This is a genomic window from Mediterraneibacter torques (assembly GCF_044591705.1).
Classification (GTDB): domain Bacteria; phylum Bacillota; class Clostridia; order Lachnospirales; family Lachnospiraceae; genus Mediterraneibacter; species Mediterraneibacter torques.
Genome location: NZ_CP172594.1, coordinates 1,459,614 through 1,485,627, shown reverse-complemented (window position 1 = coordinate 1,485,627; position 26,014 = coordinate 1,459,614). Strand labels below are relative to the sequence as shown.

25 protein-coding genes, 1 tRNA gene and 1 riboswitch are annotated in these 26,014 nt (G+C 42.8%); of the genes, 22 read left to right on the top strand and 4 right to left on the bottom strand.

The genetic code is table 11. From position 1 onward, the window contains the following. Window positions 1–140: 140 nt before the first annotated feature. The gene (locus ACH9UM_RS06905) at window positions 141–869 is read left to right on the top strand and encodes a phosphatase (RefSeq protein ID WP_009242310.1); all 729 of its coding nucleotides are present in this window, start codon (window positions 141–143) and stop codon (window positions 867–869) included. A 186-nt stretch (window positions 870–1,055) separates the two neighbouring features. Then, complete coding sequence (locus ACH9UM_RS06900; RefSeq protein ID WP_004845473.1) at window positions 1,056–1,346, top strand: YerC/YecD family TrpR-related protein; 291 nt, start codon at window positions 1,056–1,058, stop codon at window positions 1,344–1,346. A 57-nt stretch (window positions 1,347–1,403) separates the two neighbouring features. Here ACH9UM_RS06900 and ACH9UM_RS06895 read toward each other — a convergent pair whose 3' ends face one another. Then, window positions 1,404–2,006, bottom strand: coding sequence for a DUF1836 domain-containing protein (locus ACH9UM_RS06895; RefSeq protein WP_004845475.1), 603 nt, complete (start codon window positions 2,004–2,006; stop codon window positions 1,404–1,406). 302 nt (window positions 2,007–2,308) lie between these two features. Between ACH9UM_RS06895 and pcrA the strand changes: the two genes are divergently transcribed. Then, window positions 2,309–4,561, top strand: a complete 2,253-nt coding sequence (pcrA, locus tag ACH9UM_RS06890; RefSeq protein ID WP_004845476.1) for a DNA helicase PcrA — start codon at window positions 2,309–2,311, stop codon at window positions 4,559–4,561. A 16-nt stretch (window positions 4,562–4,577) separates the two neighbouring features. Beyond that, window positions 4,578–5,489 (top strand): deoxyribonuclease IV, encoded by a 912-nt coding sequence (locus tag ACH9UM_RS06885; protein WP_009242309.1) that lies wholly within the window; start codon window positions 4,578–4,580, stop codon window positions 5,487–5,489. Here ACH9UM_RS06885 and ACH9UM_RS06880 read toward each other — a convergent pair. Then, window positions 5,481–5,552: transfer RNA gene (locus ACH9UM_RS06880), tRNA-Arg, on the bottom strand. The genes ACH9UM_RS06885 and ACH9UM_RS06880 overlap by 9 nt on opposite strands. Window positions 5,553–5,708: 156 nt before the next feature. On the opposite strand from ACH9UM_RS06880, the gene argS reads away from it, so the two are divergent. The 5 genes from argS (at window position 5,709) to ACH9UM_RS06855 (ending at window position 12,569) form a co-directional block, all read left to right on the top strand. Next, entirely contained in the window at window positions 5,709–7,466 is a 1,758-nt protein-coding gene (argS, locus tag ACH9UM_RS06875) for an arginine--tRNA ligase (protein ID WP_004845478.1), read from the top strand. Window positions 7,467–7,473: 7 nt separating this feature from the next. After that, window positions 7,474–8,733, top strand: coding sequence for a DHHA1 domain-containing protein (locus tag ACH9UM_RS06870; RefSeq protein ID WP_004845479.1), 1,260 nt, complete (start codon window positions 7,474–7,476; stop codon window positions 8,731–8,733). A gap of 236 nt (window positions 8,734–8,969) precedes the next feature. After that, window positions 8,970–10,094 carry an NlpC/P60 family protein gene (locus tag ACH9UM_RS06865; protein WP_004845480.1) on the top strand — a complete coding sequence of 375 codons (1,125 nt, stop codon included), beginning with the start codon at window positions 8,970–8,972 and terminating at the stop codon, window positions 10,092–10,094. 225 nt (window positions 10,095–10,319) lie between these two features. Next, the gene (locus ACH9UM_RS06860) at window positions 10,320–10,538 is read left to right on the top strand and encodes a cation transporter (protein ID WP_004845481.1); all 219 of its coding nucleotides are present in this window, start codon (window positions 10,320–10,322) and stop codon (window positions 10,536–10,538) included. A 144-nt stretch (window positions 10,539–10,682) separates the two neighbouring features. Then, entirely contained in the window at window positions 10,683–12,569 is a 1,887-nt protein-coding gene (locus ACH9UM_RS06855; RefSeq protein ID WP_009242307.1) for a heavy metal translocating P-type ATPase, read from the top strand. Between the two features lie 19 nt (window positions 12,570–12,588). Here the strand turns inward: ACH9UM_RS06855 and ACH9UM_RS06850 are convergent, their stop codons facing one another. After that, window positions 12,589–12,957, bottom strand: coding sequence for a metalloregulator ArsR/SmtB family transcription factor (locus ACH9UM_RS06850; RefSeq protein WP_009242306.1), 369 nt, complete (start codon window positions 12,955–12,957; stop codon window positions 12,589–12,591). Window positions 12,958–13,070: 113 nt separating this feature from the next. Continuing rightward, window positions 13,071–13,442 (bottom strand): VOC family protein, encoded by a 372-nt coding sequence (locus tag ACH9UM_RS06845; RefSeq protein ID WP_009242305.1) that lies wholly within the window; start codon window positions 13,440–13,442, stop codon window positions 13,071–13,073. A 191-nt stretch (window positions 13,443–13,633) separates the two neighbouring features. Between ACH9UM_RS06845 and ACH9UM_RS06840 the strand changes: the two genes are divergently transcribed. From ACH9UM_RS06840 to ACH9UM_RS06780, 13 genes are all read left to right on the top strand, one after another. Then, window positions 13,634–14,161 (top strand): cob(I)yrinic acid a,c-diamide adenosyltransferase, encoded by a 528-nt coding sequence (locus ACH9UM_RS06840; protein ID WP_004845486.1) that lies wholly within the window; start codon window positions 13,634–13,636, stop codon window positions 14,159–14,161. A gap of 56 nt (window positions 14,162–14,217) precedes the next feature. Further along, window positions 14,218–14,412: riboswitch (cobalamin riboswitch) on the top strand. A gap of 32 nt (window positions 14,413–14,444) precedes the next feature. Then, window positions 14,445–15,212, top strand: a complete 768-nt coding sequence (locus ACH9UM_RS06835; RefSeq protein WP_004845487.1) for an energy-coupling factor ABC transporter permease — start codon at window positions 14,445–14,447, stop codon at window positions 15,210–15,212. Continuing rightward, window positions 15,205–15,555: an energy-coupling factor ABC transporter substrate-binding protein gene (locus ACH9UM_RS06830; protein ID WP_004845488.1), complete on the top strand. Its 351-nt coding sequence runs from the start codon at window positions 15,205–15,207 to the stop codon at window positions 15,553–15,555. The genes ACH9UM_RS06835 and ACH9UM_RS06830 overlap by 8 nt, the downstream gene beginning before the upstream one ends. 21 nt (window positions 15,556–15,576) lie before the next feature. Next, entirely contained in the window at window positions 15,577–16,350 is a 774-nt protein-coding gene (cbiQ, locus tag ACH9UM_RS06825) for a cobalt ECF transporter T component CbiQ (RefSeq protein WP_004845489.1), read from the top strand. Beyond that, complete coding sequence (locus ACH9UM_RS06820; RefSeq protein WP_278884078.1) at window positions 16,347–17,249, top strand: energy-coupling factor ABC transporter ATP-binding protein; 903 nt, start codon at window positions 16,347–16,349, stop codon at window positions 17,247–17,249. Before cbiQ ends, ACH9UM_RS06820 begins: the two co-directional genes overlap by 4 nt. A gap of 87 nt (window positions 17,250–17,336) precedes the next feature. Beyond that, window positions 17,337–18,107, top strand: coding sequence for a sirohydrochlorin cobaltochelatase (locus ACH9UM_RS06815; protein WP_004845491.1), 771 nt, complete (start codon window positions 17,337–17,339; stop codon window positions 18,105–18,107). A gap of 44 nt (window positions 18,108–18,151) precedes the next feature. Next, window positions 18,152–18,604 carry a thioredoxin-dependent thiol peroxidase gene (bcp, locus tag ACH9UM_RS06810; protein WP_004845492.1) on the top strand — a complete coding sequence of 151 codons (453 nt, stop codon included), beginning with the start codon at window positions 18,152–18,154 and terminating at the stop codon, window positions 18,602–18,604. A 24-nt stretch (window positions 18,605–18,628) separates the two neighbouring features. After that, the gene (cbiD, locus tag ACH9UM_RS06805; protein WP_004845493.1) at window positions 18,629–19,825 is read left to right on the top strand and encodes a cobalt-precorrin-5B (C(1))-methyltransferase CbiD; all 1,197 of its coding nucleotides are present in this window, start codon (window positions 18,629–18,631) and stop codon (window positions 19,823–19,825) included. 7 nt (window positions 19,826–19,832) lie between these two features. After that, on the top strand, window positions 19,833–20,591 hold the full coding sequence (cobI, locus tag ACH9UM_RS06800) for a precorrin-2 C(20)-methyltransferase (protein WP_004845494.1): 759 nt from the start codon (window positions 19,833–19,835) through the stop codon (window positions 20,589–20,591). A 39-nt stretch (window positions 20,592–20,630) separates the two neighbouring features. Further along, window positions 20,631–21,422, top strand: coding sequence for a precorrin-4 C(11)-methyltransferase (gene cobM, locus ACH9UM_RS06795; protein ID WP_004845497.1), 792 nt, complete (start codon window positions 20,631–20,633; stop codon window positions 21,420–21,422). Next, complete coding sequence (cobJ, locus tag ACH9UM_RS06790; RefSeq protein ID WP_004845498.1) at window positions 21,419–22,150, top strand: precorrin-3B C(17)-methyltransferase; 732 nt, start codon at window positions 21,419–21,421, stop codon at window positions 22,148–22,150. Before cobM ends, cobJ begins: the two co-directional genes overlap by 4 nt. Next, on the top strand, window positions 22,143–23,486 hold the full coding sequence (gene cbiT, locus ACH9UM_RS06785; protein WP_004845500.1) for a precorrin-6Y C5,15-methyltransferase (decarboxylating) subunit CbiT: 1,344 nt from the start codon (window positions 22,143–22,145) through the stop codon (window positions 23,484–23,486). Before cobJ ends, cbiT begins: the two co-directional genes overlap by 8 nt. Then, window positions 23,392–25,992 (top strand): cobyrinate a,c-diamide synthase, encoded by a 2,601-nt coding sequence (locus ACH9UM_RS06780; protein WP_009321071.1) that lies wholly within the window; start codon window positions 23,392–23,394, stop codon window positions 25,990–25,992. Before cbiT ends, ACH9UM_RS06780 begins: the two co-directional genes overlap by 95 nt. Window positions 25,993–26,014: the final 22 nt, after the last annotated feature.

Here is a 26,014-nt window from a genome sequence, read left to right as displayed (position 1 = left end):
GAAAAATATCAAATATGATCGAAAATATAGCGCGATATGTGATATGATATCAAAATTAAAAGATAAAAAACAGCGTCATAATTATACAGATATTGCAAAAAATGACAGCAGAATTTGTAACAAAGGCGAAAGGAGAAATTATGAGATTTGAAGCAGATACACATTCACACACGCTGGCAAGCGGACATGCATACAGCACGATAAAAGAAATGGCGGCGGCAGCAGAAGCAAAAGGCTTAAAAGCGCTTGCGCTTACGGAACATGCTCCGAAAATGCCGGGAACGTGCGGGTTGTTTTATTTTCAAAACCTGGATGTCGTTCCAAGAAAATGCGGAGGAATTCGCCTCTTAATGGGAGCGGAAGTAAATATAATGGATGAAACAGGCAGGATCGACCTTCCGGAAAGTACCTGCCGTGATCTGGATATAGTTATTGCGAGCATTCATCCGCCATGCTATGGGATGGGGCACACAGAAGAGGAAAATATGAGAGCATACGAGGCTGTGATGAAGAAACCGTATATTAACATTATCGGGCATCCTGATGACGGTCGTTTTCAGATTGATTACGAACGTCTTGTGAAGATGGCAAAAGAGACGGGAACGCTTTTGGAAGTAAATAATTCTTCCATGAGACCGTCAAGCAGCAGAAAGGGAACTCGTGAAAATATTCTTACAATGCTTGATCTTTGTAAACAGTATGATGTTCCGGTTACGACAGGCAGTGATGCACATGTAGATGTAGATGCAGGCAATTTTACTTATGTAAAAGAAGTGCTTAAATTTTGCGATTTTCCGGAGGAACTTGTTGTTACGACAAAATTTGATGTATTAAAACAATATTTGAATATGAACACTTTCGGTATGTAGGAGAGAGCGGACTTTTGTATGCAGATGAAAGGGATAAGGTACTTTTGTAAAACTTTATAAATTTAACTGATTAACGTATGGACTTCAAGAATTTAATGTGCTAAAATATAACAGTGCTTGAAATAATTGCTGTGGATGCAGAGGTTGCTCGGATATATGCCACGGTGTTGAAAAGGAGAAGTTTATATGAGTAAAAAAATCAGGACAGAGGCAGTTGACTATCTTTTTGAAGCGATTCTCAGTCTGAAAAATAAAGGAGAATGTTATACTTTTTTTGAGGATATTTGTACGATTAACGAGCTGCTGTCTCTGTCACAGAGATTTGAAGTGGCAAAAATGCTCAGAGAGCAGAAAACTTATCTTGAAATTGCGGAAAAGACAGGCGCTTCAACGGCAACGATCAGCCGGGTGAACCGTTCTCTTAATTACGGCAATGATGGATATGACATGGTTTTTGAAAGAATTGATAAAAAATAAAAAAATGCCGGAGCGTTCATGCGTGTCCGGCATTTTTAATACGTACTTTTGTACTCGTCAATCTTCTTTTTGAGCAGAAAGTTCGTCTATGATTTTCTCTATCATAACTTTTTTCAAATAGACGTCAAAGCTTAAAGAGCAAATAAATGCAAAAAGACGAAGTTCTTTTTGATCGGCGTCATCTTCTATATTTGAAAAAGCAGAGAATGAACTTTCGTATGCTTCTTGAACGGATTCGGAAAGCGGCTTGATACGGGATTTTTCAAGCTTGCAAACTTCGGTATACAGTTCGGAGAGGCTAAGCGCCGCCTCGTCTGAAAAATATTTGTCCCGCAGAGGAGCAAGTACGGTTTCAATATCTTTGATAGAAAGAATGCTTTTAAAGTAGTAAATAAATATAAGAAGAAGTACATGTTCTTTAGAATATTTTTTCTTGACGGACGGAGGAAGAAGATTATTTTTTGAGTAGTTGTTTATCATTGTTTTTGTCAAAATCTTATCTTCGTCACGGCGTTTTGTTCCGGCAAGATGTTCGTCCATAAAAGTTGTTACCTGATCCATATATAAATCAATATTCGGTATTTCTTCCGGTTTGATGTAATCAATACGTTTTAAGTTTTCTGTTATGCTGTTTAACAGATCTGTCATGTCTATTTTCATAATATCACCTCGATATCCTTATTATATAGTAGTGAAAACTAGATGGCAAGCCTTTTCTAAACCTTTATTAACCGGGATTTCCCATCGTTGTTTTTGTATAAAAATGTAGTTATCAGCCGTTTTATCAGGAGTGCGCCTTGATAAATGATAACGATATGGAAGCGTTTGGCATGGGATAAATGAACGAAAAAAGAAGGTTGACTTTAACGAAAATATGTTCGATAATAAGAACAATACACACTCGTTATTTGAACTAAATATTTTACGGGTAATTGAGAAAAAGAAAGATAAGGAGCATATAAATGGCTGTATATGATACGTTGAATAAACCTCAAAAGGAGGCTGTATTTCATACGGAAGGTCCGCTTTTGATCCTGGCGGGAGCGGGTTCGGGAAAAACAAGAGTTTTGACTCACAGAATTGCATACCTGATTGAGGAAAAGGGAGTGAATCCATGGAATATTCTTGCCATTACGTTTACAAATAAAGCGGCGGAAGAGATGCGTCAGAGAGTAGACAGCCTTGTCGGGATCGGAGCAGAGAGTATTTGGGTCAGTACGTTTCATTCCATGTGTGTACGGATCTTAAGAAGATACATAGATCGTCTCGGATATGACAACAGATTTACGATTTATGATACGGATGATCAGAAGACGCTGATGAAAGAAGTATGTCGTAAGACAGATATTGATACAAAGCGGTTTAAAGAAAGGATGCTTTTATCGGTAATTTCTTCTGCTAAAAACGAGATGATCCTTCCGGAAGAGTTTGAATTGAATGCCGGAGGAGATTTTGTACAGCTTAAGATCGCAAAAGTCTATAAAGAATATGAGGCGCAGATGCGGGCGAATAATGCGTTGGATTTTGACGATTTGCTTGTAAAGACAGTTCAGCTTCTGGAAACGCAGCCTGATGTGAGGGAGAATTATCAGGAACGTTTCAGATATATCATGGTTGACGAATATCAGGACACGAATACCGTACAGTTTCGGCTTGTCAGCCTGCTTGCGGGAAAGTATAGGAATTTGTGTGTAGTCGGCGATGACGACCAGTCGATCTATAAGTTCCGCGGAGCTAATATACGAAATATTTTGGATTTTGAAAAAGAATTTTCAGATGCAAAAGTAATTAAACTGGAACAGAACTACCGCTCTGTCGGGAATGTATTGGAAGTTGCGAATAGTGTGATCCGCAACAATAAAGGCAGAAAAGAAAAGACTCTTTGGACTGATAATGAAAAAGGGGAGAAGATCCGTCTGCGGCAGTTTGATACGGCATATGACGAAGCGCAGTTTATTGCAGAGGATATTAAGGACGAAACGGCACAGGGAGCAAATTACAGTGATCATGCAGTTTTATACCGAACGAACGCGCAGTCGCGTCTTCTTGAGGAAAAGTTTGTCGCGATGAATATTCCGTATAAGATTGTCGGAGGCATCAATTTTTATTCCCGAAGAGAGATTAAGGATGTTTTGTCATACTTAAAAACGATTGATAACGGAAAAGACGATCTGGCTGTGAGAAGGATTATTAATGTTCCGAAACGGGGGATCGGTTTGACAACGATTAATCGGATTCAGGAGTCGGCTGCTGCGAGAGGAATAGGGTTTTATGACGCCCTTTCAGCTCCGGACCTTATTCCCGGGATCGGACGCAGCGCATCGAAACTTGATTCATTTGCAGCTTTGATCGAATATTTTAAAGGAAGATCGGAAGAGAGCGGGGTGACAGATCTTCTGACGGAAGTGATCGAGAAGACAGGGTATACGGAAAGTCTGGAAGCGGATGATCCTGAGGAACTGGAAGCAAGAGTGCAGAATATAGACGAACTTGTCAGTAAGGCGGCCGTATATGAGGAAAGCTGCAGTGACAGAGGAGAAAGACCGACGCTGAGCGGTTTCCTTGAAGAGGTGGCTCTTGTCGCTGATATCGACAGCGTAGCGGAAGATCGGGATTACGTGATCCTTATGACTCTTCACAGTGCGAAAGGTCTGGAATTTCCACATGTATATCTTGCGGGAATGGAAGACGGATTGTTCCCAAGTTATATGTCGATCAGCGGAGATGATCCGGAAGAGTTGGAGGAGGAACGAAGACTTTGTTATGTGGGCGTGACCCGCGCTGAAGAAAAATTGACTCTTACCTGCGCGCGTATGCGTTTGGTCAGAGGTGAGAGACAATATAACAGTATGTCCCGTTTCATTAAAGAGATGCCTTCTGCATTGATTGATACAGGAAAGCGAGAAGGCGGTTTTTCTCAAAATGTTTCTTTGGGAGAGAAGAGGACGTATTCGTCCGAGGTCAGTGGATACAAAAGATCTGCGTATGCTCAGAAACCGGCATTTGCCGCGATCCAAAAGGGGAGCGGACTGATGGCGAAAAAGTCGGAGGGACTCTCTTACGGAGTCGGAGATCGTGTACGGCATGTAAAGTTTGGAGACGGCACGGTGACGGAGATTAAAGAGGGTGGAAGAGATTATGAGGTGACGGTGCAGTTTGATACTGCAGGAGTCAGAAAAATGTTTGCTTTGTTTGCAAAGCTTATAAAAATATAGATTGGAGGATAACATTGTGAAAATAGGTTCACATGTCGGAATGAGTGGTAAGGAGATGCTGCTTGGTTCTGCAAAAGAAGCAGTATCTTACGGGGCGGATACATTTATGTTTTATACGGGAGCGCCTCAAAATACGAGGCGGAAAGAAATCGAAGAATTAAATATCGATCCTGCATGGGAATATATGAAAGAGCACGGGATTCAAGAAATCATTGTTCATGCTCCGTATATTATTAATTTAGGCAATGCGGTAAAGCCGGAAACATTTTCTCTTGCGGTTGAGTTTCTCGCAAAGGAGATAGACCGTACGGTAAGCTGCAGAAGCCATACGTTGATTCTGCATCCGGGAGCCCATGTAGGAGAAGGAGTCAGCATAGGAACAGAGCAGATCATAAAAGGACTAAACGAAGTTCTTACGCAGGATATGGATTGTTGTGTGGCGTTAGAAACAATGGCGGGGAAAGGATCGGAGATCGGTCGTACGTTTGAAGAATTAGCCAGGATTTACGACGGGGTAAAATATAGCGATAAATTGAGAGTTTGTTTTGATACATGTCATACGAGCGACAGTGGGTATGATATTATTCATCATTTTGATGATGTGATAGAAGAGTTCGATCGTATTATAGGAAAAGATCAGATTGCCGTATTTCATATTAACGACAGTAAGAATGTTCCAGGCGCTGCAAAGGACAGGCATGAGAACATCGGATTCGGACATATCGGTTTTGAAGCGATCAATTATATCGTTCATCATGCGGACTTTAGGGATGTTCCGAAAATACTTGAGACGCCATATATACCATCTGTGGAAAATCCAAAGAAATCATATGCTCCTTATAAATATGAAATTGAGATGCTTCGGGCAGGGAAATTTGATCCTGATATGAAAGAACGGATTGTAAAAGAGCATGAAAAAAGCGTCTGAACGGAGTCGAACCGTCGCACATGCCTCCGGAGGGCATTGCTCTATCCACTGAGCTACAGACGCATCGTTGTGTTAAACAACTTTAATTATCCTAGCATAAAGTAAGCAAAATGTAAAGTGTTTTCAAGTTGTTTGTTGCCGTGAAAACTGATACATGTTAGAATAGCATTCATATGATAAAGAGTTTCTATATAAAGGAGTGTGGAAAAATTGAAAACAATGTTGGAATTGATCACAACGGAAATGGAAGCGGCTTTTGAAAAAGCCGGTTATGATAAAGAACTTGCAAAAGTAACTCTTTCAAATCGTCCCGATTTGTGCGAATATCAGTGCAACGGCGCGATGGCAGGAGCAAAGAAATATAAAAAAGCCCCGTTTATGATTGCGGAAGATGTGGCGGTATATTTAAAGGAAAGTTCTTATTTTGAGACGGTAGAAGTTGTAAAGCCGGGATTTATCAATCTGAAACTTGCTCCGCAAAGTGTTGCGGATTATTTAAATCAAATGTCAGAAACAGAAAAACTCGGAGTAGAAGAAGCGGAAGAACCAAAAACGATCATGATAGATTACGGCGGACCGAATGTTGCGAAACCGCTTCATGTAGGACATCTGCGTTCTGCAATTATCGGCGAAAGCGTAAAACGGATTACTCGTTTTAAAGGAAACAAAGTGATCGGTGATATTCATCTGGGAGACTGGGGATATCAGATGGGACTTATCATCACGGAATTAAAGAAACGCAAACCGGAGCTGCCGTATTTTGATGAAAATTTTACGGGAGAATATCCGGCGGAAGCTCCGTTTACGATCGGCGAACTGGAGGAGATATATCCGACAGCAAGTTCATATGCAAAAGAAGACGAAGAATACAGGAAAGAAGCGTTGCATGCGACATATTTGCTCCAGAACGGCCACAGAGGATACAGAGCGGTTTGGAATCACATCATGAATGTTTCGGTTACAGATCTTAAGAAAAATTATGAGAGACTGAATGTAGAATTTGATCTTTGGAAAGGCGAGGCGGACGCGCAGAAATATATACCTGATATGGTACAGATGTTAAAAGAAGAAGGCTATGCGCGTTACGACGAGGGCGCTCTTGTGGTCGATGTTCAGGAAGAGTCGGATAAAAAAGAAGTTCCTCCGTGTATGATCTTAAAGTCAGACGGAGCGGCGCTCTATGATACGACAGATCTTGCAACACTTGTACAAAGGGAAGAAGATTATCAGCCGGACGAAGTTATCTATGTAGTAGATAAACGTCAGGAACTTCACTTTACACAGGTGTTCCGCTGTGCAAAAAAGACGGGGATCGTGAGCCCGAATACAAGATTGGAATTTCTCGGATTCGGTACGATGAACGGGAAAGACGGAAAACCGTTCAAAACCCGTGAGGGCGGCGTTATGCGTCTTGAAAATCTGATCCGCGAAATTAACGATGAAATGTATAAGAAAATTATGGATAATCGTACAGTGGAGGAAGAAGAAGCGAAAAAGACGGCCCGCATAGTCGGACTTGCGGCAATTAAATATGGAGATCTGTCGAATCAGGCAGGCAAAGATTATATATTCGACGTAGACAGATTTACTTCATTTGAGGGAAATACAGGTCCGTATATTCTTTATACAATCGTGCGTATTAAGTCCATTTTGGCAAAGTATAAGGAAAACGGAGGAAGCGCAGAGAAACTTTCGATCCGTCCGTCGGGAAATGTATATGAGAAGGCGCTTATGCTTCAAGTCTTGAAGTTCAACGATGTGTTTGAGGCAGTATGCGAAGAGACTGCTCCGCATAAATTGTGCGCTTACATTTATGAGATCGCGAATGAATTTAATAAGTTTTATCATGAGACGAAGATCCTCTCCGAGGAAGACGAAGAGAAACGTTCCGGTTATATTGCGCTCCTCGGACTGACAAAGCGCGTGTTGGAGACGTGCATTGACCTGCTTGGATTTGAAGCGCCGGAAAGGATGTAATGGAAAAATGACGGAAAAACTGTTTTATAAAGACAGTCATCTTTCAAAGTTCGATGCAGAAGTTCTTTCGTGTGTCAGAGCAAAAAGGCAGCAGGTGAAGGATTCGTTTGGCAGGCTGGACGGAAAAGCAGGCGAATATTATGAAATAGAACTTGACAGGACAGCCTTTTTTCCGGAAGGCGGAGGTCAGTATGCCGATACGGGAGTGCTATATATGGCAGACGATGATACGTGCGGCTTGGATGAAACGGCTCGAAAGAAAGTTCAAGTGCTCGATGTCCGTGAAAGGAACGGGCGTATCTTTCATATAACGGACGGTTTCATTGAAGCCAAAACTGCGGTGAAAGGAAGTATCGACTGGGAAGAACGCTTTATGAAGATGCAGCAGCATACGGGAGAGCATATCGTTTCAGGGCTGATCCACGCCGCATACGGGTATAATAATGTCGGCTTCCATCTTGGCAGTGAGGACTGTACGATGGACTTTGACGGTGAGATCACAGAAGAGGAACTTCGCCGGATCGAGGCGGAGGCAAATAAAGCTGTGTGGAAAAACCTGAAAGTATTTACGCATTATCCGAAGAAGGAGGAACTGTCTCAGATAGAATATCGGAGTAAGATCGAGATCGAGGGTCAGGTACGTATTATAGAAATTCCGGGGTATGACTGCTGTGCCTGCTGTGCTCCTCATGTGACGTATACAGGAGAGATCGGACTGATCAAGCTGGTTCAAGCGCAGCGTTATAAGGGCGGAGTGCGGATCACTATGCTGTGCGGAGTCCGCGCGTTTTCGGATTATGTGAGAAAGGAAGCGCAGGCAAAAGAAATTTCCAGGCTTCTTTGTGCGAAAGAAAATGAGATTGCAGATGCGGTTGCGCATTTGGCAGAAGAGACGAATCAGCTGAAATATGAACTTGCAGAAAAAGAGCGGCGCCTAGTGAAAGCGTATGCGGACATGATTTCGGAAAGTAAAGATGCAGTTTGCATTTTTACGGAAGAATTCGGCGGTGATTCCATGCGTATGTTGATGAATTATGTTTTAGACGCAGGGCATTGTATTTGCGCAGTGTTCTTTGGAAATGAAAAAGACGGGTATCGATATGTGTTGGGAAGCCGTCAACAAGATGTACGTGAAATGGCGAAAGAGTTTAATAAAAGATTCGACGGACGCGGCGGCGGAAAACCCGAGATGGTTCAGGGAACAGTCCGAGGCGAGAAAGAAGCGATCGAGCGATGGCTGATGAAATATGAGTTTGTTTGTATATAGGAAACAGTGAATGGTAATAAATAAAGAAAAATGATACAAAACATTTGAAATGTTACAAAAATATTAAAAAGTGTTGAAAAAATGCGGGTGATTTGTTATTATTTATTCGATAGTGAATCGTAAAATAAGAAGAAAAACCTGCATTTTTTTGATTGGCATCTATTACAGTACAAGTTTCCGACAGATGTTTTTCATTTTTTTAATTAAGTTTGTTGAAAAGCGGACGGTTGTGTTGTATGATGCTGTTATGTGGGGAAATAGATAATAAAATGAGGAAAGGTGGCAGTATGAGATTAAAAAAGGTACATAGCACATTTCTGACGGCGGCTTTGGCTTGCTCATTAGCAGTGACGCCGGTGTTTGCAAATCCGGCAGAAGATGCGGAGAATTTGAAAAATCAGAAAACAGAAGCGGAAAGCGAGCTTTCTAATCTTCAGACGCAGTTTGATACATTGATCCAAAAGGCGAATGAACTGGAACTTAAGCTGATTAAGACAGGTGAGGCGATTATTCAGGCGCAGGCAGATCTGGAAGCTGCGGAAGAAAAAAAAGAAGAACAGTATGAGGCGATGAAAAAGCGGATTAAGTTTATGTACGAATCCGGAACAGGCAGCGCTACAGTCGAGAAAGTTATGACATCCGGCGATATGTCGAGCATGCTCAGTCAGGCAGAGTATTCGCAGAAGATGCATGAATATGATCGTGAACAACTGAAAGAATATACAAATACAGTAACAGAGATTGAAAATTTGCAGAAGACACTTGAAGAAGAGCAAAAGAATCTGGAAGCAACGGAAAAAGAGTACGAGGCTGAGCAGGCGACTCTGACCGAGACGATCAATTCTAAAAAAGATGAGATCACCAATTTGGACGGCATGATCCAGGAAGCTGCAAGAAAAGCCGAAGAGGAACGAAAAGCAGAGGAAGAACGCCGCAGACGGGAAGAGGAAGCAAAGAACAATGTGACTCCGGAACAGCCGGTGACACCTTCCAATCCGAATAACGGAAGTTCAGGCGGTTCAGGAGCGGCGCCGTACGATCCGGTAACGGGAAATGTTATTGTAGACCGTGCATATGGATGTATCGGACTCCCTTATGTGTGGGGAGCGACAGGACCGAACTCTTTTGACTGCTCGGGACTTGTAGGATATTGTCTGACAGGCGGTTATGGACGTGTAGGAACAACGTATACATTTATGGGATGGCCTCGCGTCAGTGATCCTCAGCCGGGCGATGTATGTACGAACTGGGATCATTGCGGTATTTACATTGGAAACGGTATGATGATCCATGCGCCTCAGCCGGGAGAGAATGTTAAGATAGGACCGGTACAGGCAGGAATGGTTTATGTTCGTCGCTAGGCGTACAAAGTCAGTCGGTAAGTTATGATAAGATGTATAAAATCAAGTGAATAATACATAGGTCGATCGCAGGAGTTGTGAATTTTACAGCTCCTGCTTTTTTTAATAGATTTCATTTTTAAGGATTGACAGAGAAAAAAGATAGGTGTATAGTAAAAGCATAACAATTAAATAAATGCTTAATTGTTGAAATAAAAAGATTTTAAAAGAAAAGAGGTATTTAATATGAAAAAGACTTATAAAATTGAAGTAGATTGTGCAAACTGTGCGAATCTGATGGAAGATGCGGCGAAAAAGACCGGCGGAGTAGAAGATGCGGTGGTGAATTTCATGACACAGAAAATGACTGTACAGTTCGAGGATGGGCGAGAGCCGAAGTCGGTTATGAAAGATGTGCTGAAAGCCTGCAAAAAAATAGAGCCGGATTGTGAAATTGAATTTTAAGAAACTTCTCAAAGATTGAATGAAAGTGGCTAAAAAGAAAAAGGAGCGCCCGATATGCTGATGGCAAAGGGCGCAGATTTATATACAACATATGAACGAATGAACATATGTGTATATTAAATAGCGAGGAGGATGCAAGGTGTAATGAGTAAAAAACAGAAAAAAATGTTGACGAGGATCATGGCAGCGGCATTTGGTGTTATTCTATTGAATTTTGTACCTGTAACGGGAATTTTGCGGTTCACACTTTATTTAGCAGTATATTTAGTCATAGGATACGATATTTTGAAAAAGGCAGGCAGAGGTATTTTGAACCGGCGCATGTTTGACGAGAATTTTCTGATGGCAGTCGCAACAATCGGAGCTTTTGCTCTTGCCGTCTATTCAAAAAGCGGCGATTATAACGAGGCAATCGCGGTAATGTTGTTTTATCAGATCGGAGAGTTGTTCCAAAGTTATGCAGTCGGGAAAAGCCGCAGAAATATCAGTGCATTAATGGATATCCGACCGGATTATGCAAATGTAGAATGTGACGGGAAACTGGAAAAAAGAGATCCTGATGAAGTCGGAATAGGAAGTATCATCGTAGTACAGCCGGGTGAAAAAGTTCCGCTTGATGGGATTGTCGTCGAAGGAAGCTCCAGTTTAAATACAAGCGCTTTGACAGGAGAAAGCCTTCCGCGTGATGTGCGTCAGGGAGAAGAGGTGATCAGCGGCTGTATTAATATGACGGGAGTACTGAAAGTTCGGACTACGAAACAGTTTGAAGAATCAACGGTGTCTAAGATTTTGGAACTTGTGGAAAATTCCGGTTCCAGGAAATCAAAATCCGAACATTTTATCTCCAAATTCGCCAAAGTGTATACTCCGGCAGTTTGCTACGGGGCATTGGCGCTGGCACTCTTGCCTCCGGTAATAGAGATGGTCTTTCTCGGACAGGCGGCTCAGTGGGGCGTGTGGATTTACAGAGCTCTTACATTCCTTGTGATTAGTTGTCCCTGTGCACTTGTGATCAGTATTCCTCTTAGCTTTTTTGCGGGAATCGGCGGGGCAAGCAAAGCAGGAGTGTTGATCAAAGGCTCTAATTATATGGAAACATTGTCTCAGACAAAATATGTTATGTTTGACAAAACAGGAACTTTAACAAAAGGCGCTTTTGAAGTAAGCGCGGTTCATCACAATGAACTGGAAGAAGAAAAATTATTAGAATATGCGGCGCTTGCAGAATGTGCGTCATCACATCCGATCAGCAAAAGTCTGCAAAAAGCATACGGAAAGGAAATTGACAGAAACAGGGTTTCGGATATCCGGGAAATCAGCGGTCATGGGATTACAGCCGTCGTGGACGGTCATGAAGTTGCGGCAGGTAACGACAAGCTGATGAAAAAACTCGGTTTGAAGTATCATGAATGCCATACGGCAGGTACGATCATCCATATGGCGATTGATAAAAAGTATGCAGGGCATATCGTGATTTCCGATGTTGTGAAAGAACATTCCAAAGAAGCGGTTGCGGAATTGAAAAAAGCAGGGATCAAAAAAACAGTCATGCTTACCGGGGATTCGCGGAAAGCTGCCGAGCAGACGGCAAAAACTTTGGGAATCGATCAAGTGTACAGTGAACTGCTCCCCGGAGATAAAGTACAAAAAGTAGAAGAACTGCTCTTGGAAAAAGAAGGAAAAGAAAAGCTTGTATTCGTAGGTGACGGCATTAATGACGCACCGGTACTGACTCGGGCGGATATCGGAATTGCAATGGGGGCAATGGGATCGGACGCGGCAATCGAAGCGGCAGATGTAGTGTTGATGGACGATGATCCGTTAAAGATTTCCAAAGCGATTAAAATCTCTCAAAAATGTCTGAGAATCGTATATCAAAACATTATATTTGCTTTGGCAATTAAATTTGCCTGTCTTGGACTTGGCGCTCTTGGAATTGCAAATATGTGGTTTGCGATCTTTGCCGACGTAGGGGTTATGATCATTGCGGTCTTAAATGCAGTCAGGGCGCTTAGAGTTCAAAATCTATAGATCTGAGTTAAATTTTGATTTATACGTCTTTGTTTATGCAGGAAATATCCATGATCTTTTCGATCATATGATGAAGCGTTTGTGTTTTTTTCGAGTCGACGGCACGGTAATATGTTTCTTTTCCGTCCCTGCGGGATTCGATCAGACCGCTTGAACGAAGCAGACGTAAATGATGCGCGACGGCAGGACTGCTCATTTCCATCATAGAAGCGATGTTGATAACACATTCTTCGCAGTGGCACAAGATCCAGAAGATGCGGATGCGGGTAGGATCGCTTAGTTGTTTAAATATATCTGCGGTCGTCTGAAACTCTTCAATATTCGGTAAATGACTCATTAACTGAGACATTGACTGATTGTGCCGATGGGGCAATGTATAATGTTCCATAAGAAAACTCCTTTCGGACATAGTTTGTATAATATATTTTTTGGAAATCGGAAAACCCGGCGTCTCTGTGCGCCGGGTTTTTCAGCGATCATAAAAAACTGCCCTTTTTAATATTATAAATTTTTAGGTACGATCTCCAGCCAATATCCGTCAGGATCGGAAATGAAATAAATCCCCATCCCCGGATTCTCAAAACAGATGCATTCCATCTCTTTGTGTTTTTCGTGTGCCGCATCAAAATCATCGGTTTCAAATGCAAGATGGATCTCGTTATCTCCCAAATTGTAAGGGCGGTCCATATCCCGAAGCCATGTCAGTTCGAGTTTGTGAGGAGTTGTCGAGTCACCGAGATAAACAAGTTTGAAGCTGCCGTCGTCAGCCTCTTTTGTACGTGTGACAGTAAGACCGAGAGCTTCTTTATAAAATCGCAAAGATGCATCCAGATCGTAGACATTTAAGTTGTTGTGGGCAAAAGTAAAGTTCATAATGCTCCTCCTTATCATTTAATCATAGTTTTTGATATTACATTCATAAAGACAGTTCCGATAATATAAATACGGAAAAGTTATTTTTATGTACGGTGTATACCGATTCAGCTTAGTATAACACAAAATGTTGTCACAGAGTGTATATTTGTGGTAAAATATAAAGGATTTTTACAGAGAGGTAAAAGACGATGGAACGAGGTTTGATTCATATTTATTGTGGAGACGGCAAAGGAAAGACGTCCTCAGCCGTCGGGCTGGCGGTCAGAGCTGCGGGCTGCAAAAAGAAAGTGCTTTTTGCACGTTTTCTTAAAAATGAGAATTCGGGAGAATTAAACATTCTCGACAGCATTTCGGACATTGAAGTTTTACATCTGGAGAAATCTTACGGTTTCTATAAAACACTGACAGAAAAAGAAAAAAAAGAGGTAAAGAAGCTATATGAAGCTCTGTGGAATGAGGTCTTGAGAAAAGTTTCCGGCGGATCTTATGACGTACTTGTTATGGATGAATTTATGGCGGCATACCGGTATGGATTGATACCAAACGAGGAAGCTCTTTGTTTTCTGGAAAAGAAACCGACAGGTCTGGAAGTTGTCTTAACAGGACGGGATCCTGACCTTCGCCTTGTAGAGAAAGCGGATTATGTATCTGAGATCTGCAAGGTGAAACACCCTTACGACCGGGGAATCCGGGCTAGAAGAGGGATTGAGTATTAGTCGGGCTCGGCATACGTTTGAAAGATAAACAGATAGAGAAGTATAGATTGCTCTTTGTACCGGACTTTAGATAAGGTTAGGTTACTTTGAGATATCTGTGAGGAAGTCAGGTGAGAATCCTGCACAATACCCGTTGCTGTATTGGAGGAGCGGTATTCCATATTGCCACTGCGGAATAAGATTCTGTGGGAAGGCGGAATATTTGCATCGATCCCTAAGTCAGAATATTCACTTTCAAATGAGTCCGTAGATTACGGGATTATGATCAAGGAGAGGAAAAAACATGTCAAAAAAAGAAAAAATCTTACTAAAGGCATCTATCGTGTTTGCGGCGGTATTTGCCATAGTCCCGGCAGCGAATGCAATGCATATTATGGAAGGGTATCTTCCGGCTAAATACTGCGTTGCTTGGGGCGTCGTCTGCCTGCCGTTTCTGATTGCAGGATTTATTTCATTGAAAAACAAAGTAAAAGAAAATAGAAGAAATTTAACGCTGATCGCAATGTCGGGAGCGTTTATTTTCGTTATTTCATCGCTTAAGATCCCTTCTGTTACAGGGAGTTGTTCGCATATGACAGGAACAGGGCTCGGCGCGATTTTGTTTGGACCGGCATCTGTGAGCGTGCTCGGTGTCATTGTATTGCTTTTTCAGGCATTGCTTTTAGCTCACGGAGGTTTGACAACACTTGGAGCAAATACATTTTCCATGGCGATCGCAGGACCGGTCGTCTCTTTTGGAATTTATAAATTATGTCAGAAAATAAATGTAAACAGAAGAGTCGGTATTTTTTTGGCTGCATTTTTAGGAGATCTGTTTACATATTGTGTGACAAGTATCCAGCTTGCTTTTGCCTATCCGTCTGAAGCGGGAGGCGTCGGAGCGTCGGCTGTTAAGTTTCTCGGAGTATTTGCGCCTACACAGATTCCGCTTGCCGTGATAGAAGGTATCCTTACAGTTGTCATTGTGATAGGTCTGGAAACATATGCAAAACCGGAATTAAGAAGTATAGGATTTTTCAAAAATAAAAAGGGGGAGACACAAGATGAGTAAAAACAAAAAAACAGTGATTTTATTATTGATCGCCGCTGTTTTAATCGCCGTTGTTCCTCTTTTCGTTTTAAAAGAAGCAGAATTCGGCGGTTCTGATGATGCGGGAAGCGTGATGGTAGAAGAAATTCACGGAGAATATGAGCCGTGGTTTACTCCGGTTTTGGAGACTGCGTTAGACAGAGAACTGCCCGGAGAGATAGAAAGTCTTATTTTCTGTATTCAGACAGGGATAGGCGTGGGAATCATCGCATTTATAATGGGACGGTTCGTGGAACGTAAAAAATGGACGGATAGTCTGGGCGATAATGCTTTTGAAGTTTTGAGGGAAAAACAAAAGTCATAGGAGAATAAAAAGGAGCGATGAATGATCATTATAGATAAATTGTGTTACCGGTCAAAATTAAGATATGTCAGTGCGGCAGAGAAGTTACTGTATGCCGTTTCTTCTCTTATGATCTGTGTTTTGACCCGCTCCTATGCGGCGGCTTTGATCGTATTTATCGCAAATGGAATTTTGACGGTAGGAAAGGGGAAGATTCCTCTTTCCTGCTATGTTCGACTGCTGATGATTCCGATCGTATTTTTGATCGTCGGAACAGGAGCTGTTTTTTTAAATCTATCGAAAGTTCCTATGGATGCATTTGCCGTGCCGGTCGGGGAAATATATATAACGGCAAGCCGTGAATCGGCTTTTTGGGCAGTCAATTTATGTATCACGGCGCTGGCGGCAGTGACATGTCTTTATTTTCTGTCGTTGAACACAACGATGACAGATATACTGGGAGCGCTCAGGAAAATGCATATGCCGAGGCTTCTGATTGAGTTGATGATGTTGATCTATCGTTTTGTATTTATTCTTCTTCATACTGCGTCTGCAATTATGACAGCACAGGAGGCAAGACTTGGAAATAGAGATTATCGGACACAGCTTCGTGCATTCGGAAAGATGCTGACCGCTTTGTTCTTTATTTCTTTGAGAAAAGCAAATGCGCTGTATGATGCAATGGAAGCAAGAGGGTATGACGGAACAATCAATGTGCTAGAAAGGAACACTCCGGCGAAAAAGAAAGAAATGATATTGTTGGCTGTATTTGAGCTTGTTTTGATAATTGTAGCTGCGGCGGAACGGATGATATGATGGATAAAATGAAAGATATGAAAACAAAAAAGAGAACATTGAAAAAGGAAGAAAAAAAAGAATCAGAAACGGAATATGTGATTCGTGCAGAAAATGTAGATTATACATATGAGGGAAGTAAAATAAAGGCATTGGATCACTTGAGTTTGAACATTCGTAAAGGGAAAAAAGTCGCGGTTATGGGAGGAAACGGCTGCGGAAAATCTACTTTTTTTCTTTGCCTGAACGGGATCAGAAGACCGGAATCCGGAAGGATTTTTATAGATGGAAAACCGATCGAATATACAAAAAAAGGACTTTTAGATGTCAGACGAAAAATCGGGATCGTATTTCAAAATCCGGATGAACAGCTTTTTTCTGCAAGTGTTTATGAGGAAATCTCTTTCGGGATATTGAACATGGGGGCGGATGAAGAAACTGCCGAAAAGGCGGTCAGACAGATAATCGAGGAACTGGGGCTTTCTGCGTTTCAGGAAGAGCCGACTCATGCTTTAAGCGGAGGACAGAAAAAACAGGTTGCGATTGCAGACATTCTGGTTATGCATCCTGAAGTGATGATTTTAGACGAACCTGCGGCGGCGCTTGATATGAAACATACGAAAAAAGTGAATGAGATGATCGAGAGGCTGACGGAAAAAGGAATTACGGTGCTGATCGCAACACATGATATAGAGTATGCCTGTGGATGGGCAGATGAGATTGTGCTTATGCATGAAGGAAAAGTGATACGCCATGCAGAGACGATGGAAATCTGTCAGGATGAGGAAGCGTTGAAAGAAGCAGAATTGGAAATACCGACAGTCATTCGTATGTATCGCAAATTAACAGAGAAAAAAATCTTATCAGACAAAGAAGAGCCTCCGCGCACATGGGAAGAACTGGAGTCAAGGCTTACTTGATCTGAAAAGTTTGAAATAGAAAACATCAAAGGGAATTTAAGAAAACAGGGAAATAATAAAATAAATAAAAATGAGAGGAGATGTAAAATGAAAAAAGGAATTCTGGCAGTCAGTTTCGGAACAAGTCATATTGACACGATGGAAAAGACGATTGACGTGCTCGAAAAGGAGTTTGCAAAAACGTTTGAAGAAGCTGTTGTATACAGGGCGTTTACAAGCAATATGATTATAAAAAAATTAAAGCGCACTGCAAATATAAAGGTGCAAACAGTAGGCGAAGCTTTAGAAAAAATGGCGGCAGATGGGATCGAAGAAGTTATCGTTCAGCCGACTCATGTGATCAACGGGATAGAAAATGACCGGATGCTGCAAGAAGTCATGGAACATATGCACCTGTTCCGAAAAGTATATGTAGGGAAACCGCTTCTTAGTTCTGTGGAAGATTATAAAAAAGCAATTCATGCCGTGATGGAAAAAACGGTGATCGGCGAAGATGAAATGCTCGTTCTGATGGGACACGGAACAGATCACCATGCAAATTCCGCATATCCTACGTTAGAGTATACGTTTCACTCGCTTGGATATCAGCAGGTTCTTGTCGGAACAGTGGAAAGCTTTCCTGATTTGAGAAATGTAATGGCAAAGCTGGAAATATCGGGCAGAAAAAAAGTCGTACTTATGCCGTTTATGTTTGTTGCCGGAGATCATGCAAAAAATGATATGGCAGGAGAAGAAGATTCATGGAAAAGCGAGCTGGAGGAAAAAGGATATGAAGTCCGGGTTATTTTAAAAGGACTCGGAGAATTTGAAGGAATCAGAAAAATATTCGCAGAACATATCGAAGAAGCGGAAATGTAAGAACAAGCTAAAAAGAATAAAATAAAAAACAGGAGGAAATACAAATGTTAGAAGCAGGAATGAAAGCGCCGGAGTTTGCATTGCCGGATCAGAACGGAAAGGTACACACATTGGAAGAATACAAAGGGAAGAAAGTGATCTTATATTTTTATCCGAGAGACAACACTCCGGGATGTACAAAACAGGCATGTGGTTTCGGAGAATTATATCCTGAATTTTCAGAAAAAGGAGCGGTTGTGCTTGGAGTAAGCAAGGATAGCGTCGCATCTCATAAGAAATTTGAAGAAAAATACGGTTTGCCCTTTACACTTCTTTCAGATACAGAGTTAACATGTATTCAGGCTTATGATGTATGGAAAGAAAAGAATATGTACGGAAAGAAAACAATGGGTGTTGTCCGCACTACTTATTTGATCGATGAAGAAGGTGTGATCGAGAAAGTGTTCGGTAAAGTAAAAGCGGCGGAAAATCCACGGCAGATGCTGGAAGAATTGTAAAGCATATCAGGAGAATAGCATAAAATGAAACAGGAGATCGGGAGGAACCGGTCGGGACTTCGGCTTGGATATACGACAGGAAGCTGTGCTGCCGCAGCGGCAAAAGCTGCTGTGGCGATGCTTCTTAAAGAAGAAGAGATTACTCATGTGAAACTGATCACTCCGAAAGGGATCGAGCTGTATTTGGAAGTAGAGTCAACGATCAGAACTGCGGATTATGTGCAGTGCGCTGTTGAAAAATACAGCGGCGATGATCCTGATGTGACAGATGGGATGAAAGTATACGCAAAAGCTGAGAAGATCGAGTCATTTTTAAAAGAGGAAGAAGCGGAAGAACGCTGTTTTGAAATCAAAGATCATATTGTTCTTGCCGGAGGAGAAGGAATCGGCCGGGTCACAAAAGCAGGATTAGAGCAGCAGACAGGCTTTCCCGCGATCAATAAAATACCTCGCAGGATGATTGCCGATGCGGTAGACGAAGAGTGCCGTCAATACAAGTACGGTGGGAAAATAAAGATTACGCTGTCTATTCCGGGCGGGGAGAAGATCGCAAAGAAGACGTTTAATCCGAGGCTTGGCATTGTAGGAGGCCTGTCTGTTCTTGGAACGACAGGCATCGTAGAGCCGATGAGTGAAAAAGCGCTGACTGATACGATATGGCTGGAAATGAAAATGTTAAAAGAGACAGGGTATGACAGGTGTTATGTTGTTCCGGGAAATTACGGAATGGATTTTTTACGTGAAGAACTCGGCGTGGACGAAGAAGTAACAGTAAAATGCAGTAACTATATCGGAGATACGATCGACGATGCAAAATTACTCGGGATGAAGGGAATTCTATTTATCGGTCATATCGGAAAATTTGTCAAACTGGCGGCAGGAGTAATGAATACCCATTCAAGACAGGCAGACTGCAGGATGGAAGTGTTGGCGGTACATGCGGCTTTAGAAGGGGCAGATTCGCATACGGTGCGTTCGGTCATGGACTGTGTGAATACATCGGAGGCATTAAGAGTACTCAAAGAATGCGGACTTCTCGAAAAAGTAATGGAAAGCGTAATGGAGAGAATAGAATTTTATCTGACAAACAGAGCAGGGGAAGCGTTGGATATTGCGGCTGTTGTTTTTTCAAATGAAGAAGGGGTTTTGGGGAAAACCTCGAAAGCAGACAGTCTGTTTGAGCAGACAAGTCGTTTTGTCAGGCAAAAGAAAGGAAGATAAAGAGGCTATGAAAGGAAAGTTTACAGGCGTTGGAGTTGGGCCGGGAGATCCGCAGCTTCTGACATTAAAAGCATTGCATGCGATACAAGAAAGTGATGTTGTCGCGATTCCCGTATCAGACAGCGGTTTGAAAAAGCCGGGTGAAAACGCAGATCCAAAATATATGCAGCAGTGTACGGCTTATCAGATCGTCAGACAAGTTTATTCGCAGATCGGGGAAAAAGAGGTGATCTTTCTGCCTATGCCGATGATCAAAGACAGGGAGAAACTGATAGAGATTCATGACGAAGACGCGGCGTTTACCGCAGAGAAGTTAAATGAAGGAAAGGATGTTGTGTTTCTTACGATCGGAGACCCGAGCATTTATTCTACCTGTATGTATATACACAAAAGACTGAAAAGGATGGGATATGAAACAGAGTTGATTCCCGGAATCCCTTCTTTTTGCGCGGCGGCGGCTCGCCTTGACATTTCCCTTTCAGAAAACAGCGATGAACTGCATATCATACCTGCTTCCTACGGAGTAGAAGAAAGTATGAGGCTGCAGGGAACGAAAGTATTTATGAAAAGCGGACGGAAAATGGCGGAAGTGAAACGTTTTCTTGTCGAGAACGCTTTAGAGGCAAAAATGGTGGAAAACTGTGGTATGGATTCGGAGAAGCTTTATTTTTCGACGGAAGAAATCCCCGAACAGGCGGGATATTATTCGTTGTTTATCATAAAAGATGAAAGCGAAACTCAGCGGAAAGATCGGAGAAAAGATTAAAAAAGTAAAGAGGCTAAGAAAGCGAAAGGAAAGAGAAAGATGGTCACATTTGTTGGAGCAGGTCCGGGTGCAAAAGATTTGATCACTGTGCGTGGACAACGCCTTTTAGAAGAGGCGGATATTGTTATTTACGCAGGATCGCTTGTGAACCCGAAACTTCTATATGGCTGTAAAGAAACGTGTGCAGTTTACAATAGTGCGAAGATGACACTGGAAGAAGTGCTGGAAGTGATAAAAGAAGGTGAGACTCAAAGAAAGAACATTGTCCGGCTTCATACAGGCGATCCTTGCCTGTACGGGGCGATCAAAGAGCAGATGGATGAGTTGGAAAGACTTGGGATCGGATACGAAGTGTGCCCCGGCGTCAGCTCTTTTTGCGCGGCAGCAGCTGCGCTCGATGCAGAATATACACTTCCGGGAATTTCACAGTCGGTTGTAATTACCCGTATGGCAGGAAGAACGCCGGTTCCTGAAAAGGAGTCGATCAGAAGTTTTGCGGCTCATGGCACAACAATGGTTATTTTTTTAAGCACAGGGATGCTAAAAGAACTTTCCGAAGAGCTGATCAGCGGAGGATATGAACAGGACACTCCTGCCGCGATCGTGTATAAGGCGTCATGGCCGGAGGAAAAAGTACTCAACTGTACGGTAAAAACATTGGCGCAGACTGCAAAAGAGGCAGGCGTAACGAAGACGGCGCTTATTGTAGTAGGCAGGGTTTTAGATGGAAAGTATGAACGGTCAAAATTATATGATCCGACATTTACAACAGAATTTCGGAAAGCATCTTCTCATGTTGGAAAGGCAGAAAAGGAGAATACTAAAGAATGAATAAAATATATGTTGTAGGACTCGGCCCGGGAGCAGGAGATCAGATGACAGTACAGGCAAAAAAAGTTCTTGACGCATGTCCGGTCATTATCGGATATACGGTATATATTGATCTTGTCCGTCCTTTATTTCCGGAAAAGCAGTTCTTGAGCACTCCGATGCGAAAAGAAGCCGACCGCTGTAAGATGGCGTTTGAGGAGGTAAAAAAAGGCGTTGACGTGGCAATGGTATGCAGCGGTGACAGCGGGATTTATGGAATGGCAGGTCTGATTTATGAGATCGGGAGAGATTACCCTGAGATCGGGATTGAGATTGTTCCCGGGATCACGGCGGCATCAGGAGGAGCAGCCGTTTTAGGCGCGCCGTTGATGCATGATTTTGCAGTGATCAGTTTAAGCGATCTCCTGACTCCGTGGGAGCTGATCGAGAAGAGACTTTGCGCCGCGGCAGAGGCTGATTTTGTAATCTGTCTTTATAATCCGTCCAGCAGGAAGAGAGCGGATTATCTTGAGAAAGCCTGTGAGATCATTCTAAAATCACGGTCGGAAGAGACGGTGTGCGGTCTTGTGAAAAATATAGGAAGAGAAGGCGAGTTATATGAGATCATGACTCTTAAAAAGCTGAAAACAACACAGGCAGATATGTTTACGACTGTTTATATCGGAAACTCAAATACGAAAGAGTTAAACGGGAAAATGGTAACTCCGAGAGGCTATAAAGATGTGTGATAAAAAAAGAAAAGTATCTTTGATCGGGATTGGGACAGGCGGAGTAAAAGAAATGACCGAAAGAGCGAAAGAAGAGATCCTTGCAAGCGATTGTCTGATCGGAGCTTCACGGATGCTTGAAAGCGCCGCATGTTTTTTAGAGCAGAAAAAAGATATAAAACGGCGGGATATGTTAAGTGAATATCGGTGGGACTTTATTTTTTCTTATGTAAAAGAGCATGAGGAGTGCAGCCGGACTGCGGTTTTGTTTTCCGGTGATATCGGGTTTTACAGCGGAGCAAAAAAACTGGAAGCGGCCCTTTTGCATTCAGAGATCGATTGTACGGTTGAATTGATTCCGGGGATTTCATCTGTTGTTTATTTTGCCGCAAAACTCGGTGTTTCATGGGACGATGCAAAGATCGTAAGTCTTCATGGAAATGAAACGCTGTTTATACAGACGGTAGATACGAACAGAAAAACGTTCTTTCTTCTTGGCGGAAAAGATGCGGGAGAACGACTGCTGAACGCACTTTTGGAGTATGGAATGGGAGAACTGTTCCTTTCGGTCGGAAGAGATCTTTCTTATGAAGATGAAAAGATCATAAGGAAAAAAGCGGCAGATTTTCAAATAGAAGAAGTGCGGGGGTTATGTACTGCATTGGTGGAAAATGAGAATCCGGCAAAGCGGCGTGGTCCGCATATCCGTGACGATGCGTTTGTCAGAGGAAAAGTTCCAATGACGAAAGAAGAAGTGCGCGCCGTCAGCATCGCCCGCATGGAGCTTACAGAAGATGCGGTTGTGTATGACGTCGGCGCCGGAACCGGCTCTGTATCTGTGGAGGCGGCTCTTTCAGGTGAGCAGATAAAAGTGTATGCCATTGAAAAGAATCCGGAGGCGGTGCTTCTTTTGGAAAAAAACAGGAGAAAATTCAGGACGGACGGAATCCGGATCATAGAAGGAAGCGCGCCGGAGGCGCTCGTGCATTTGGAACCGCCGACTCATCTGTTTATCGGAGGAAGTTCCGGTAATTTAAAAGAAATATTGACTGTTGTGAAACAGAAAAATCCAAATGTAAAGATTGTGATCAGCGCTATATCGCTTGAGACAGTCCGGGATGTGATGGACGCGGAAAAAGAAGGGTTACTGACCGATATGGAAGTTACACAGATATGTGCGTCGCGTTCTCGTGTTCTGGGGCAGTATCATATGATGACAGGAATGAATCCTGTCTATATTATTTCAGCAGGAGGAAAGGAAGATGGCTTCGGGAATTTTGATCACGGCGATCTCCAGCGGAAGCGGGAAAACAGCGGCGGCGTGCGCACTTATGGCGGCATATCAGGCTCAAAATAAAAAAGTATCATCCTGTAAATGCGGACCTGACTATATCGATCCGATGTTTCATAAAGAAGTGCTTGGCGTAGATTCAAAAAATCTGGATTTATTCTTTTCTTCGGAAGATGAGCTGAGAAAAGAATACGCAAAACATGCGGCAGATGCTGAACTTGTTATAACAGAAGGCGTGATGGGATATTATGATGGGATGAGACTGGATTCTGTTACGGCAAGCTCATATGATGTAGCAAGAACACTTGACATTCCCGCAGTATTGATTCTTCCTTGCAAAGGGGCGGCGCTTTCCCTTTGTGCTGTTGTCAGCGGGATTGTATCCTTTCAAAAAGACAGCAATATTCAGGGGATCATTTTAAACCGGGTGTCAAAAATGTTGTATCCCAGGTTGAAGAAAATGCTGGAAGATCATTTGAAATCAGAAGGGTATGATATTCCCGTATTAGGATACATTCCGCAGGATGAAGCGTTTTGTCTGGAAAGCCGTCATCTAGGCCTTGTTACTCCGCAGGAGATCTGTCATCTGAAAGAACAGATGACAAAGGCAGGAAATATTGTGACAGAGACGGTTGATCTTGACAGATTGTATCAGATCGCACAAGGGGAACAGAAAGCAAATAGCCCGGAAAAAGGGCAGATCAAGCAGAATATGCGAAACGGGCAGAGCCGGGAGCCGTTTCAATGCGATATGGAAAAGTATAAAAGCTCAGACGACGGCAAGGTTCGGGTCGGGGTAGCAAAGGATGCGGCGTTTTGTTTTTATTATAAAGAAAATTTAGAACTTCTGGAAGAAAGCGGAGCAGAACTTGTGTTTTTCAGTCCGTTGAGAGATCAAAAGATTCCCGAAAATATTTCCGGTTTGATTTTCGGGGGAGGTTACCCGGAACTTAACTGTAAGGAACTGTCCGAGAACAATTCTATGCGTCGGTCGGTAAAAGATGCGATCAGAAGCGGAATGCCCTGTCTGGCAGAGTGCGGCGGTTTTATGTATCTTCATGAGGAGATGGAAGATGAGAGGCATATTGTATGGGAGATGGCAGGAGTTTTGAACGGCAGGACTTATCCGGCGGGAAAGCTTGTGCGTTTCGGCTACGTGGAGTTAAGTCATGAAAAGGAACAAAAGGAAAGCTGTTATCTGAAACAAGGAGAAGTGATCAAAGGGCATGAGTTTCATTATTGGGACAGTTCGGATAACGGAGAAGGTTTAACAGCAGCGAAGCCGGATCGAAGAACGTCCTGGAAATGTGTTCATACAGAAGGCAGTTTGTTTGCGGGGTATCCTCATTTATATATGCCGTCCTGTCCGCAGTTTGCAAAGCGTTTTACAGATCAGTGCAGACTGTTTGCCAAAGAAAACGAAGCAAATAAGAAGAAGCAGAGAAGGAATCATATGTCAGAAGACAGGAAAAATATGAAAGAACAATCAGAACCGGAATTAGAAAAAGTGACAAAGCGGCTGAACGAATATCTTGAACAGATCTGTCCTCCGGATCAAAAGGCGGCGGCGCAGGCAAAAAAGCGATGGAAACAGATCGCAAAGCCTTTATTTAGTCTTGGGAAATTGGAGGATGCCGTCACGAAGATTGCGGGAATGAAAGGAAGTCCTGCGTACAGTTTGGACAAAAAAGGTCTTGTCATCATGTGTGCGGATAACGGAGTGGTAGAAGAAGGCGTTACACAGACCGGGCAGGAAGTGACGGCTGTTGTCGCCGAAAATTTTACAAAAAGCGAGACAAGTGTATGTAAGATGGCTCAAATCGCGGGAGTGGATCTGTTTCCGATCGATATCGGGATGGTGTCTGATGTGCCCGGTGTTACAAAGAAAGAATATAAAATTGCACCTGGTACAAAAAATATGACCCGGGAAGCAGCCATGACGAGGACGGAAGCAATCCGGGCAATCCTTACGGGAATTGAGATTGTGGGAATGTTGAAGTCGAAGTCATATGAAATTTTGGCAACAGGAGAAATGGGGATAGGAAATACGACGACGAGCAGTGCGGTTGCATCGGTATTGACGGATATTCCGGTAAAATTAATGACAGGAAGGGGAGCGGGACTTAGCGCAGACGGATTAAGACGAAAGATTGCCGCAATCGAAAGAGCAATATCGCTTCATGCCCCTGATCGGGGTGATCCCATCGATATAATCTCAAAAGTGGGCGGTTTTGACATTGCAGGTCTTACGGGCGTATTTCTCGGAGGAGCAATCTTTCGTATCCCGATCGTCATTGACGGTTTTATCTCTTCTGTGGCGGCGCTTTGTGCGGCTCGTCTTGTTCCTGACTGTATCGGTTATATGCTTCCTTCGCATTGTTCGGGCGAACCGGCGGCGTCAAAAGTATTGGATGAACTTGGACTATCGGCGCTGCTTGACTGCGGGATGTCTCTCGGAGAAGGAAGCGGAGCGGTCGCCGTAATGCCTCTTTTGGAAATGGGGTTGTCCGTATATAAAAGCATGAGTACGTTTGAGGAAATACGAGTAGAACAGTACGAAGAATTAAAGTAAGGGCAGGTGTGTTGTAAGAGTG

Excerpts from the sequence above, each read along its gene's own strand:
- ACH9UM_RS06905 (WP_009242310.1), top strand. The coding sequence starts at position 141 with ATGAGATTTGAAGCAGATACACATTCACACACGCTGGCAAGCGGACAT.
- ACH9UM_RS06900 (WP_004845473.1), top strand. The coding sequence starts at position 1,056 with ATGAGTAAAAAAATCAGGACAGAGGCAGTTGACTATCTTTTTGAAGCG.
- ACH9UM_RS06895 (WP_004845475.1), bottom strand. The coding sequence starts at position 2,006 with ATGAAAATAGACATGACAGATCTGTTAAACAGCATAACAGAAAACTTA.
- pcrA (WP_004845476.1), top strand. The coding sequence starts at position 2,309 with ATGGCTGTATATGATACGTTGAATAAACCTCAAAAGGAGGCTGTATTT.
- argS (WP_004845478.1), top strand. The coding sequence starts at position 5,709 with ATGTTGGAATTGATCACAACGGAAATGGAAGCGGCTTTTGAAAAAGCC.
- ACH9UM_RS06870 (WP_004845479.1), top strand. The coding sequence starts at position 7,474 with ATGACGGAAAAACTGTTTTATAAAGACAGTCATCTTTCAAAGTTCGAT.
- ACH9UM_RS06865 (WP_004845480.1), top strand. The coding sequence starts at position 8,970 with ATGATGCTGTTATGTGGGGAAATAGATAATAAAATGAGGAAAGGTGGC.
- ACH9UM_RS06860 (WP_004845481.1), top strand. The coding sequence starts at position 10,320 with ATGAAAAAGACTTATAAAATTGAAGTAGATTGTGCAAACTGTGCGAAT.
- ACH9UM_RS06855 (WP_009242307.1), top strand. The coding sequence starts at position 10,683 with ATGAGTAAAAAACAGAAAAAAATGTTGACGAGGATCATGGCAGCGGCA.
- ACH9UM_RS06850 (WP_009242306.1), bottom strand. The coding sequence starts at position 12,957 with ATGGAACATTATACATTGCCCCATCGGCACAATCAGTCAATGTCTCAG.
- ACH9UM_RS06845 (WP_009242305.1), bottom strand. The coding sequence starts at position 13,442 with ATGAACTTTACTTTTGCCCACAACAACTTAAATGTCTACGATCTGGAT.
- ACH9UM_RS06840 (WP_004845486.1), top strand. The coding sequence starts at position 13,634 with ATGGAACGAGGTTTGATTCATATTTATTGTGGAGACGGCAAAGGAAAG.
- ACH9UM_RS06835 (WP_004845487.1), top strand. The coding sequence starts at position 14,445 with ATGTCAAAAAAAGAAAAAATCTTACTAAAGGCATCTATCGTGTTTGCG.
- ACH9UM_RS06830 (WP_004845488.1), top strand. The coding sequence starts at position 15,205 with ATGAGTAAAAACAAAAAAACAGTGATTTTATTATTGATCGCCGCTGTT.
- cbiQ (WP_004845489.1), top strand. The coding sequence starts at position 15,577 with ATGATCATTATAGATAAATTGTGTTACCGGTCAAAATTAAGATATGTC.
- ACH9UM_RS06820 (WP_278884078.1), top strand. The coding sequence starts at position 16,347 with ATGATGGATAAAATGAAAGATATGAAAACAAAAAAGAGAACATTGAAA.
- ACH9UM_RS06815 (WP_004845491.1), top strand. The coding sequence starts at position 17,337 with ATGAAAAAAGGAATTCTGGCAGTCAGTTTCGGAACAAGTCATATTGAC.
- bcp (WP_004845492.1), top strand. The coding sequence starts at position 18,152 with ATGTTAGAAGCAGGAATGAAAGCGCCGGAGTTTGCATTGCCGGATCAG.
- cbiD (WP_004845493.1), top strand. The coding sequence starts at position 18,629 with ATGAAACAGGAGATCGGGAGGAACCGGTCGGGACTTCGGCTTGGATAT.
- cobI (WP_004845494.1), top strand. The coding sequence starts at position 19,833 with ATGAAAGGAAAGTTTACAGGCGTTGGAGTTGGGCCGGGAGATCCGCAG.
- cobM (WP_004845497.1), top strand. The coding sequence starts at position 20,631 with ATGGTCACATTTGTTGGAGCAGGTCCGGGTGCAAAAGATTTGATCACT.
- cobJ (WP_004845498.1), top strand. The coding sequence starts at position 21,419 with ATGAATAAAATATATGTTGTAGGACTCGGCCCGGGAGCAGGAGATCAG.
- cbiT (WP_004845500.1), top strand. The coding sequence starts at position 22,143 with ATGTGTGATAAAAAAAGAAAAGTATCTTTGATCGGGATTGGGACAGGC.
- ACH9UM_RS06780 (WP_009321071.1), top strand. The coding sequence starts at position 23,392 with ATGGCTTCGGGAATTTTGATCACGGCGATCTCCAGCGGAAGCGGGAAA.